This is a genomic window from Solibacillus ferritrahens, from assembly GCF_037027585.1.
GTDB lineage: Bacteria > Bacillota > Bacilli > Bacillales_A > Planococcaceae > Solibacillus > Solibacillus ferritrahens.
Window position 1 is genome coordinate 208359 of sequence record NZ_JAXCLE010000004.1, and the last position, 11142, is coordinate 219500.

The window sequence follows — 11142 nt, forward strand, 5'->3', positions numbered from 1 at the left end:
TCTAGTGTTTACAAAAAGGGAGAAATGAGATAATGACTAAGAAAAAGTATTTGAATGCAGCACTTGCAACAGCGCTTGTGGGGTCTGCCATTGCCGTAGTAGCTCCAGCGACTGCTGAGGCAAGTTTTAAAGATTTAAAGACGACTGATTATTTTTATAATGATATATTAAACCTACAACAACGGGGGATAATCCAAGGCTTTTCTGATGGTACATTCCGCCCGAATGCTCAGGTGACGCGTGGACAAGCAGCGAAAATTTTAGCTGGTGCTTTAGGGCTGGATACAGTAAACGTAACAAATCCAGGCTTTAAAGATATTCCGGAAAATCATCAATATTTCGGCGCGATTGCCGCTTTAGCCAATGCGGGAATTATTAGTGGGTATGAAGATCAAACGTTCCGTCAAGGCGAACCGATTTTACGTAACCACATGGCGAAAATGATTGCTAATGGCTTTAAGCTAGTAACATTAGAAGGTGATATACCATTTACGGATGTTCGTAAAGATTATGCACAATATATTGAAGCATTATATGTAAACAAAGTAACTACAGGTAAAACAGCTACTACATTTGATGGTGCATCTAATGTAACGCGCGGCCAATTAGCAACTTTTGTGGTACGTGCAGAAAATGTTCAGGCTAATGAAGAAGCAACATTCACGATTAATGAAGTTACAGGAACTACTATTAAAACTTCAACAGGCGAATTAAAAGCCGCTTCAGCAACACAAGCAATTTTCACCGATTCAAATGCAGCCGCTTTAAAAGGTGCACAAATAACAGCAGTTGTAAAAAATAATGAAATAGTAGAAGTGAAAACTTTATCAATTGCAGCCGCTAGCTCTGAAGAAGCACCTGCAGTATTAGATTTAGGACAAGCGATTATCTCTGGTAACGTAATACTTAATAGCGCATCCGTTAAAATTTCAAATGCTACAATTCAAGGGAAATTAGTTATTGATCCTATTAAAGCTTCTCCAGTAGCATCTTTAGGAGCAATTGTAGCTAATAGCACAAAAGGTTCTACAATTACATTGGATCAGGTTACTACTCCTACAATTGAAGTAAACCGTAATGATACAACGGTAGCTGGTACAGCAACTGTGGATACATTAACTGTAGTGAAAGCTGGTACAGTTTCTATTAATATCGAAGGAACAATTAAAACAGTAAACGTTCTTGAAAAAGACTCAAACATTACTTTAGGTACAAATACTAAGGTCGGTAAATTTATATTACCAGTAGGTGCTAGTGCAGTTGATGTTATTAAAAACTATGAGTCGATTAAATCAAATATCGCTCAAATCGTAACAGCTGATGGGGTTAAGGTAGAAGCACCGACAACTTCTGGCTCGAACTCAGGATACATTCCAACATCCAATGGTAATCGTGTGGAACAAATTTCAGGCTCTACAATTTCTGCAGCAGGTACATATGGTCCAACAACAGGCAAACAAGTAATTACTGGTGATTTATTCATTAATACAGCGGATGTAAACTTACAAAATGTTACAATTAACGGCAATCTTATTTTAGGTGAAGGTATCGGTGAAGGAGATGTTCATTTAAATGGTGTTAATGTAACGGGTCAAACGATCGTTAAAGGCGGCGGTAAAAACAGTATTTACTTTACTGACTCAGTATTAGCGATAGTAATCGTAAATAAAAATACAGGTGCTGTTCGTATTGTTGCACAAGGTAGCACACAAGTATATGAAGTACAATTAGAAACACCAACTTTAGTAGTTGAGCAAAACTTAGCTGAGGGTTCTTCTGGCTTTGAAGACATCACTGTTTCTGAAGCAATGCAAACAGCTGGTGAAGGCTTCCAAGTTGAATTAACGGGTGTATTTGAAACAATTAACTCACGAGCGACAAATGTTCGTATTAATTTAAGTGAACACACGGATATTCGTACATTAGTATTAAATGCAGCAGCAGAAGTATTAGGTAAGGGCGTTATTCAACAAGCTCACATTAATGCAGAAGGCTCTACACTATCTCAACGTCCACAAAACTTAGTATTAGACATTAATCGTGGATACAGTTCAGTAAATATTGCTGGTGAAACAGTTACAGAGAGCTACTCTGATCCAAATGCAACGGCAACATTAACATCGGCGTTAGCTTCACAAAATGCAATTTCGTTACAATTAACAAACTTTATTGCTGGCTTAACGATGTCTGATTTTGAAGTGAAAGCATACATTGATGGCAATGAAGTGGTATTACAAGGTTTAGAATATGATGCAAATAAACAACGTATTACGTATACACCACTTCATGTGGCTGAAAATGCTGGGAAAACTGTTCAAGTGAAAGTAACTTCTAAAAATGCTAAAGTAACTGGGGTTGATTTAGCTTCTTCATACGAAGTAAAAACAGGCTTTGCAGGTCGTATTACAGATATTCAATATGTTGGTATTCCAAACTTATCGATTAAATTCCGTGCAGGTTCAGGTACTACACAAGGTGAGGTAGTAGCAACTGCAACAACAGATGCGTACGGTTACTATTCAGTGACTTTACCAGCAGGCGTTTATACAGGGGAATTCTCAGCACCTGGTTATGTGACTTCTTACATGATTGGAAATGCTTCTACGGATGTATTTTTAACGGATCAACATGAAACAGCCATCCGTGCAGCAGCTTCACAAGAAATTAAAATTATGCTTTCTTGGGACAAGGATCCAAGTGATTTAGATTCTCATTTAGAGGGGCCGACAGTAGATGGTGAGCAATTCCACATTTATTTCGGGGAGAAGCGTACAACTTCAAATGGAATCGTTTATGCGGATTTAGATTGGGATGATGTAGATTCTTACGGTCCAGAAACGACAACAATTCGTCAATTATTAGATGGAGAATACCGTTTCTATGTACATCATTTCTATGGTAGTAATACACTACGTACATCTGGAGCAAAAGTTCAAGTGTTCTTAGGGAATGCGACAGCTCCAGCCCATATTTTCGAAATACCAGAAGGTGAAGGGACAGAGATTTATTGGAACGTATTTGATTTAGTTGTAACGAATAATGGTGAGAATGTAGAAGTTCGACCAGTTAATACTTTATCAGAGCCACGTGAACCACAAGTTGAATATCCAGAAGAAGACACGGATAACCCGGGAGAAGAAACAGAAACTCCAGAGAATACTACGAATGATACAGCAGGTGTAATTACAACTACAGCTGACACAGTAAATATTGCGTTTACAAACACAGAAATTACGCAATTAACGACAATTGACTCAATTGAGATAATTGCTGGTACAACTGCAGACACAATAACTATTACAGGTGCAGATGGCATTGCAGTAACAACTACTGAGGATGGAAAAATTAATATTTCATTTAATAAAATAAGATTTGCAAGTTTGATTGAAACAGATATAACAAAAGTAACAATTCGTTTCCGTGATGAAAATGGTGAAATAAAAGAGCTTGAAGTAAGCATTAATCAGTAATGATAGAAACTGCGTGATCCTAGTATTAAGGAATCACGCAGTTTTTTTGTATGTTTATGGTTGATGATTTGGACGAGGGTCGTTTCTCATATTATATAATTCGTGGGAAAGACCTCGGTCATCCCCTCACCAACGGACAACTCTCATCGCTGGCCCATTCATTCAACGAACCATCATACACCGCCACGTTTTCCTGACCTAATTTATTCAATAATAACGCGTTCCATGTCGCGGCAATTCCGCCACCACAGTAAGTAATGACTTTTTTGTTTGGATCAAGTGCGCCTAACTTTTCAAATGTTGCTCGTAACGTAACTTCGTCGTTAAGTAAGCGGGTTTCCGGATTAGAATGAGCACCGAAAAAGGCATGTTTGCTTCCAGGGATATGACCAGGGCGTGGGTAGGTTGTTGTTTCACCACGGAAATCGGCCTCTGACAAACTATTGATTAACACAATATTTTCATCACCCAATGCTGCTTTTACCTCATCTTTTGAGACAATTAAATGTTCGCGGCGTTCACTAGCAAATGGCTTCGGCTCATATTCTGAAATGCCCGATTCTGTTGGGCGTCCGTCGAGCTTCCATTTACGGAATCCGCCGTCCAGCACAGCTACATTATCAAAGCCTTCATATTTTAACTGCCAGCGTAAACGTGCTGACCAATCGGATGCTAATATATCGACATTTACTAATGGACCACGGTCATAGATTACTACATATGATTCATCCGTAATTCCTAACGGTTCCACTGCTTTTAGAAATTGTTCTCGGGTTGCAATTGTAAAAGGTGCCGTTCCATTGGGATTAGTGAAATCCTTTAGTAAATCAGCATAAGCAGCTCCCGGGATATGTTCTTCCTGGTATGCTTCAAAACCAGACCATAATTCTGGCAAACCTTGGCCTTCTGGAATTTTTAAAAAAGTAGAGGCATCGATTAAGCGTAAGTTTGGATCCTTTAGACGTGCTTCTAACCAGTCGCCATCTACTAAATAAGGTATAGTTCTCATCTTTAACAAACTCCATTTCTCTATTTTGTTTAGTCTCTATCTGTATAAATTTTACTTTAGCACAAATGTCTAGTAAATTCATTTGATATGTATGGAATATTTAGTGATTTGCTACTTCCCTTAGTAAAGTTAAAATTTCATTTAAAGAAGTAGAAAGTATAAAAGGATAGGTAGACCGAAAAAACAAAATATACTCATGAGTACCTGCCTCTACACAAAGAAAAGAAACCAAGGTCAAACCTTGATTCCCTCTCTTCAATGTGTTGAATTGTATTCAAATATAAACTAGTTCCAAGCTGTGCGTTCACTAACAGGTTGATTTTTTTCTGTAGATTTCTGTTTTTCTGCAAGTTTGTTGGATGAACCGGGGTGTAGTTCAGAACCAAATTCTTCATGCAGGAACTTCTGACGCACTTGATTGACTTGTAACTTATTCACAGAATGTGCCTTCTTAACAATGATTTTGTTAGAATTTTTGTTCATATTTGATACCTCAACCTCCATTAAGTTTTGAAAAAGCTAATTAGGATATGTCCTAACCTTTTCACTCTATAGATTAACCGATAATAAGAATTTTATTAATTTGTAATCAAAATTTACTTTTAGGCATTTTTAAAATAGCATACCGTCCAATTCACATATATCTTTAAAGTTAATAGAAGGTATTTAGTAATGTTTTATTTACATCATTAATAGTATCAAATATGTATTTTAATCATAATTCTAAAAATTCTTATTATCTTACAATTTATTTAACATTTTCCTGTTAAAATAAATCCGTTAACCATAATGATTATAAGAAATAGTGAGATAAGGAGAGGATATATAACCATTTGGAGTAAAATGATAGTTTTTTAAGTTTTACATTTTTAATCCATCCAAACTATAAAACACGATAAGGAGCTAAATGAATGAATAAAACAGGAATTAATCATTTCATTTCTAAAATTGCATTATCATTTTTACTTGTAATTTCAATGATTTTACCTCATCTGGCAGTTGTAAATGCGGAAACGACAGAGGCCATTGGGGTTGATGAAGCAATCAGTTTGTTTGATGCAACGACTGTTAAGCCAAATGTTACTGTAGAGGGTTATATAGTAGGGTTTGCCAAAAGTGAAACGACCTATGTGGTGGAAGCAGAAAGCGATACTAATATTGCGATAGCACAAACTCCGGGTGAAACAGATGTAACGAAAATGCTTTATATTCAATTACCATCTTCACCTTCTACATTTAGAGCTGAATTTGGTTTAAAATCGAACCCAAGTAATTTAGGGGTTAAAATTAAATTAACAGGTTCGTTGGAGAAATACTTTGGGAACCATGCAGGAATAAAATCTTTATCTGCCATAACTTTTGTTGGAGAGAATCCACCTAATCCGGGCGAGCCAACTGATCCTCCAGATGGAGAAATTATTTCTATTAGCGATGCACGTAAAGCTGCAATCGGGGAAGTTGTGATTGTATCAGGCATTGTGACAGCAAAGTTAGAAACGGCTACAGCTCATATCCAAGATGAAGATGGAGCAGCAATTGCAATTTACCCTGTAGATAGTCTTTCTGCTAAGGTGGGAGACCTTGTAACAGTTCAAGGCAAAGTAGCTGAGTACAGTGGATTAAAACAATTAACAAATATTACGCTCGTAGGCACACCGGTTTCCTCGGTAGTACCACAGCCACATATCGTGACAAGTGCAGGCATTACAGAAGAAAATGAATCAAGACTAGTAACGATTAAAAATGTAGCAATTACTGGATCAGGGCAAAACTTCACAGGAACAGACACGGCTGGTACATTCGCTATTTATGATAAAACAAGAAATTCCGGTTTGGTTACTGGTAAAACGTATGGTGAAATTACGGGCATCGTTGGTCAATTTACAAACCATCAGCTGCTTCCAATCCGTATCATAGAAGATACGACGAAAGTTCAGGACGTTAAAGCTTCTCATACGGGTGGGGTGACAGCAGGTACGAACGTAACACTTTCTACAATTACAGAAGGTGCAACAATTTATTACACATTGGATGGCTCAACACCAACTACAGCAAGTACAAAGTATACAGGTGAGATTACGGTTAATAATCCGATGACGATTAAAGCGGTAGCGGTGAAGGAAGGTTTAACAAACAGTGCAATTGCAATGTTTGTTTACGAAATTATTGATACTGAAAATGCAATAATTAGTGATATTCAAGGGGCGGGACATACATCGCCATATCTAGGTTTATCTTTAAATGATGTAGAAGGAGTCGTAACATTTGTTATGGATTCTTCGAGCTTTATAATGCAAGAAGATGAGTCGGCATTCGATGGCGTAAAATCAACAGCGATTAAAGTAAATAAATCGGCGCACAATGTAGTAGTTGGAGACACTGTAAAAGTAACAGGTGATGTAATTGAAGTAGGTGGAAACACGCGTTTAAAAGATACACAAATTACAGCAACAACAATTACAAAAACAGGTAATACAGTAATGCCAGAACCTCTTGTTATAGGAGAGGACTTATTCCCACCAAACAAAGTTATCGATAATGACAATTTTGCAATTTTTGATCCACAGGAAGACGGTATCGATTTCTGGGAATCAATCGAGTACATGCGAGTATCATTCCCAGATGCGAGAGTAATTGGGCCAATCTATAATAATGATTCACCAATCGTCGTACCGAGTACAACAAATAACATATTTAACGTAAATGGCGGTTTAAATATTGCTGCTGATGATTATAACCCGGAAAAGATTATGCTTGAAGGGGTAGGAGGTAAAAATTATGAATCAGGCGATCGTTTTAATGAAGCGCTGATCGGATTTGTGGAAAATTTTTCGGATGGCTACCGACTGAATACGAATAAAGTGTTCCCGGAAGTAACAAAGGCGAATATTCAGCAGGAAGTCACACATCTGGAACCAGTAGCGGACAAGCTTAATGTCGCAGCTTATAATATCGAAAACTTCTCGAATAATAGTGCAAATACGCCAGATGAAAAAGTAAGAAAAATTGCCTCAAGCTTTGTGCATAATATGAAGTCGCCGGATATTATTACATTAGTGGAAGTACAGGATAATGATGGTCAAATCGATTCAGGAAATGCAGATGCATCAGAAAGTTATATGCGTTTAATTAACGCAATCAAAGCTGCAGGTGGCCCTTCTTATGATTGGACCGATGTTACACCGATTAACAATACAGTTGGTGGTGCACCAGGCGGCAATATTCGTGTAGGTTACTTGTACAACCCGACACGTGTTTCACTAGTAGACGGTGTAAAAGGAACGGGTGATCAAGCAAACTCATGGACAGCAGAAGGAAGCCTGACATTGAATCCAGGTTTTGTCGACCCATCAAAATTTGAAGATACACGTAAACCAATTGCTGCAGAATTTGAATTCCAAGATGAACGAATCATCGTTATTGGAGCGCATTTAAATTCTAAAGGTGGAGATGATTCACTTTGGGGACCAACACAACCCCCAGTATTAGGATCTGTACCGGAACGTCTTGAGCTGGCAAAGGCAATCAATGACTTTATCGATGAAGGCCTTGCAAAAGATCCGGATTTAAATGTTGTCGTAGCAGGTGATATGAATGACTTTGAATTCACACCGGCACTTGAAACATTAAAAGGTGATATTTTAACGAACATGGTGGATAAAGCACCGGAAGAAGATCGTTTTACTTACTACTTCCAAGGAAATAACCAAGTACTGGATCATATTTTAGTATCAAATAATCTTGCGAATATAACGGAAATTGATTTGATTCATATTAATGCGAACTTTACTGAAGCACAAGGACGTGCATCGGACCATGATCCAGTATTAGTTCAAATTGACTTGAAGGCAGGGAAAGAAGAGATACCAACACCAATCGTACCTGAAAATGTGTACAGCTATAAAAACTACAAAACAGGTAAGTTAATCATGAATCGCCCTAGTATTTCTCTTACTTTAGGGGAAAATACGAATATTAAAAACGGGGTGGCGGTATTTAGTCAATATGCGGAATTCCACGGAGAAGGATTTGCGGACAAAACAGTCACAATCAGTCCGAAAAAAGGGAAGGCAATTATTGATTTTAAAGGAACGCAAATAGGCAAAATTATTATTGAAGGCAAAAATGTAAAAGAAATTCGCAATTTACCTGCAGGAGCGAACATTACGTATACAAAAGGAGCTTCAGCAGAGGATATTGAATTTAAGTAATGAGAGTGGGACATACGTAGAAATCTCATTGAATAAAAAGAAATCTTATTAAGAAATGGATATTTAATAAAATTGATTGGAATGGAGGAGCGACTCCTACAGGCTCAGGTGTCACGCCCGTGGAAAGCGTCCTCGTAATGGAAATCAATTTTGTATACAGCGAAAAAACATCATTTTTCTCTCGGAGAAAAATGATGTTTTTGGTTTTGTCCCAGCCTCATTAAAATATCAATATAGTATCCAGTCACTGAAATTTTTATGGAAGAGGCTGGGTTTTTTTGATGAATGTGATATGTTATATATAGGGAATCTATACTTATTAAGTAAGAGGTGTAAGGTATGAAGAAAGTTATTTTTGGAATTGTTTTGTTTTTCGTAATGATGATGTTAACACCATTATCTAGTGGGGAAGCTGCTTCGGAACAACAAACAAATATTATTGTTAAATATGCCGCAGAGTATGATAAGAAGCAGATTATACAACAATCGGATTCGGTCATTAAGGAATATAATCAACTTCCTTTACTGGAAATTAATATTTCAGAAGAGCGATTACAAGCATTAAAGAAGGATAAACATATTGAATTCTATGAAGAAAATCTTTCATTTTCTATTCAACATCAGTTTAAAGTAGCAAACCTATCGACTGCTGAATTGGAACGCTGGAATTTAAAAGCGATGGATGTCCAACAAGGATGGAATGCTGGATTTACTGGTGAAGGTGTAAAGATTGCAATTATCGATTCTGGAGTTGCAAACCATTCAGATCTTACTATTGCAGGTGGGGTTGCTTTTGTAGGAGATAGCTATGAAGATGATCATGGTCACGGCACGCATGTTGCTGGAATTATTACTGGGAAGCATAACGGAACTGGTGTAGCCGGCATTGCGCCAAATGCTGAAGTTTATGCCTTAAAAGCAATTGGAAAAGATGGTAAAGGCGATGTAGCCGATGTCTTAAAAGCAATTGACTGGGCAATTGAAAACAAGATGGACATCATTAATTTAAGTTTCGGTGATTTAGAATATGCAAAATCTCTTCATGAAGGCGTAAAAAAGGCTGCTGACAACGGCATTATGATTGTTGCAGCAAGCGGTAATGAAGGAAATGACAGTGGAACGGGAAATACAATTAATTACCCGGCGCGTCATGATGAAGTGATATCTGTAGCATCAATTAATCGTCAATTCAAACGTTCTTCATTTAGCGGAACAGGTGATACAAATGATTTTGCAGCACCGGGTGAAGAAATTTACAGTACATATTTAAATGGGCAATATGCAACATATAATGGAACTTCAATGGCAACACCTCATATTACAGGGTTACTTGCACTGTTAATGGAACAGTATCCATATGCTACACCTGCAGAGTTGCGCGAAGGGTTACGCTATATCGCAGAAGATTTAGGTGATGTTGGATATGATACTTTATATGGATATGGTCTTCCGAAAATTCAACTTCCGAATAGTCAGGTCATTAATGAAATATTAAATAGCGATGTATCGGTAAAATCAAAATTTAGTAAAATTGAAACAATGCCCAATACAATAGAAAAATTAGCTTTAAAAAATGAATGGAATAAATCACAGCAAACAATCATTACACAAATCGATCAAATATTAGCGGACTTTGCGAAAAATCCTAATGAGCAGAAAAATAACCAATTAAATGAGCTTTTAACAGAGGTTGTTTCGACAGATTTAAAGTTTCGCAAACAAAAGGAAATAGATGCTGTAATTGCTGCCTTAATTGAGCCGGCTGTAAATGCTGTAAATGTATTTAGCAAAAATAAAACAATTTATAATTACAAAAAGGCAGATGCCGAATTAAAAAAACTTCCTTCCTTAAAGGCGAAGCAGGAGCTTGAAATAGCATTAAATGAAGGATTACAATTGTTTGCAAAAAACGCTATTGACAGCATAGCGCAATATGAAAAGCAACCTACAAAAAAGAACTATGATGATGCACATTTTTCAATTAATAGTTTACCAGATTCGTCCATCAAATCTGATTTAATGGAAAAAATGAATAAACAAGTACAAACTGCGGTTAAACAAGCGACAGCTAAAATTTCTTTATATGAGAAAAAACAAACATTAAAGAATTACAATAATGCTAAGGAGTTTATACAAGCAATATTTGATGATAAGCAACGTACCCTGCTCGAAAAGAAAATTCAAAAAACCGTAAATAATAATATGGCTAAAGCAAAAGTACGTGTCGCAAATTACGAGAAGAAAAAAACAGAGACAAATCGTAATTTAGCAATAAAGCTGGTACGTGAGTTGCCTAATAGTAAAGAGAAAGAGCAATTATTGAAACGGTTAAAATAGTAAGTTCTCTTATATCTTATTAAAACAAAGGTTGGTTTTGGCATAATATTAAAAAGCGGCATTTCACATTAAGTGAAATGCCGCTTTTCTAGTACTTAATGAGGATTGTACAGCC

5 protein-coding genes are annotated in these 11142 nt (G+C 36.9%); 3 read left to right on the plus strand and 2 right to left on the minus strand.

Translation table 11 applies throughout. From position 1 onward, the window contains the following. Positions 1–32: 32 nt before the first annotated feature. Positions 33–3470, plus strand: a complete 3438-nt coding sequence (locus SNE38_RS06295) for an S-layer homology domain-containing protein (protein ID WP_336046138.1) — start codon at positions 33–35, stop codon at positions 3468–3470. A 118-nt stretch (positions 3471–3588) separates the two neighbouring features. Here SNE38_RS06295 and SNE38_RS06300 read toward each other — a convergent pair whose 3' ends face one another. Then, on the minus strand, positions 3589–4479 hold the full coding sequence (locus SNE38_RS06300; protein WP_336046139.1) for a sulfurtransferase: 891 nt from the start codon (positions 4477–4479) through the stop codon (positions 3589–3591). 285 nt (positions 4480–4764) lie between these two features. After that, positions 4765–4983 (minus strand): hypothetical protein, encoded by a 219-nt coding sequence (locus SNE38_RS06305; protein ID WP_336046140.1) that lies wholly within the window; start codon positions 4981–4983, stop codon positions 4765–4767. 407 nt (positions 4984–5390) lie between these two features. On the opposite strand from SNE38_RS06305, the gene SNE38_RS06310 reads away from it, so the two are divergent. Continuing rightward, entirely contained in the window at positions 5391–8690 is a 3300-nt protein-coding gene (locus tag SNE38_RS06310; RefSeq protein WP_191703156.1) for a DUF6359 domain-containing protein, read from the plus strand. 339 nt (positions 8691–9029) lie between these two features. Beyond that, the gene (locus SNE38_RS06315; protein WP_336046141.1) at positions 9030–11027 is read left to right on the plus strand and encodes a S8 family peptidase; all 1998 of its coding nucleotides are present in this window, start codon (positions 9030–9032) and stop codon (positions 11025–11027) included. The last annotated feature ends 115 nt before the right edge of the window (positions 11028–11142 follow it).

Bases quoted from the DNA above. Each gene is read 5' to 3' on its own strand.
- SNE38_RS06295 (WP_336046138.1), top strand. From the start codon at position 33: ATGACTAAGAAAAAGTATTTGAATGCAGCACTTGCAACAGCGCTTGTG.
- SNE38_RS06300 (WP_336046139.1), bottom strand. From the start codon at position 4,479: ATGAGAACTATACCTTATTTAGTAGATGGCGACTGGTTAGAAGCACGT.
- SNE38_RS06305 (WP_336046140.1), bottom strand. From the start codon at position 4,983: ATGGAGGTTGAGGTATCAAATATGAACAAAAATTCTAACAAAATCATT.
- SNE38_RS06310 (WP_191703156.1), top strand. From the start codon at position 5,391: ATGAATAAAACAGGAATTAATCATTTCATTTCTAAAATTGCATTATCA.
- SNE38_RS06315 (WP_336046141.1), top strand. From the start codon at position 9,030: ATGAAGAAAGTTATTTTTGGAATTGTTTTGTTTTTCGTAATGATGATG.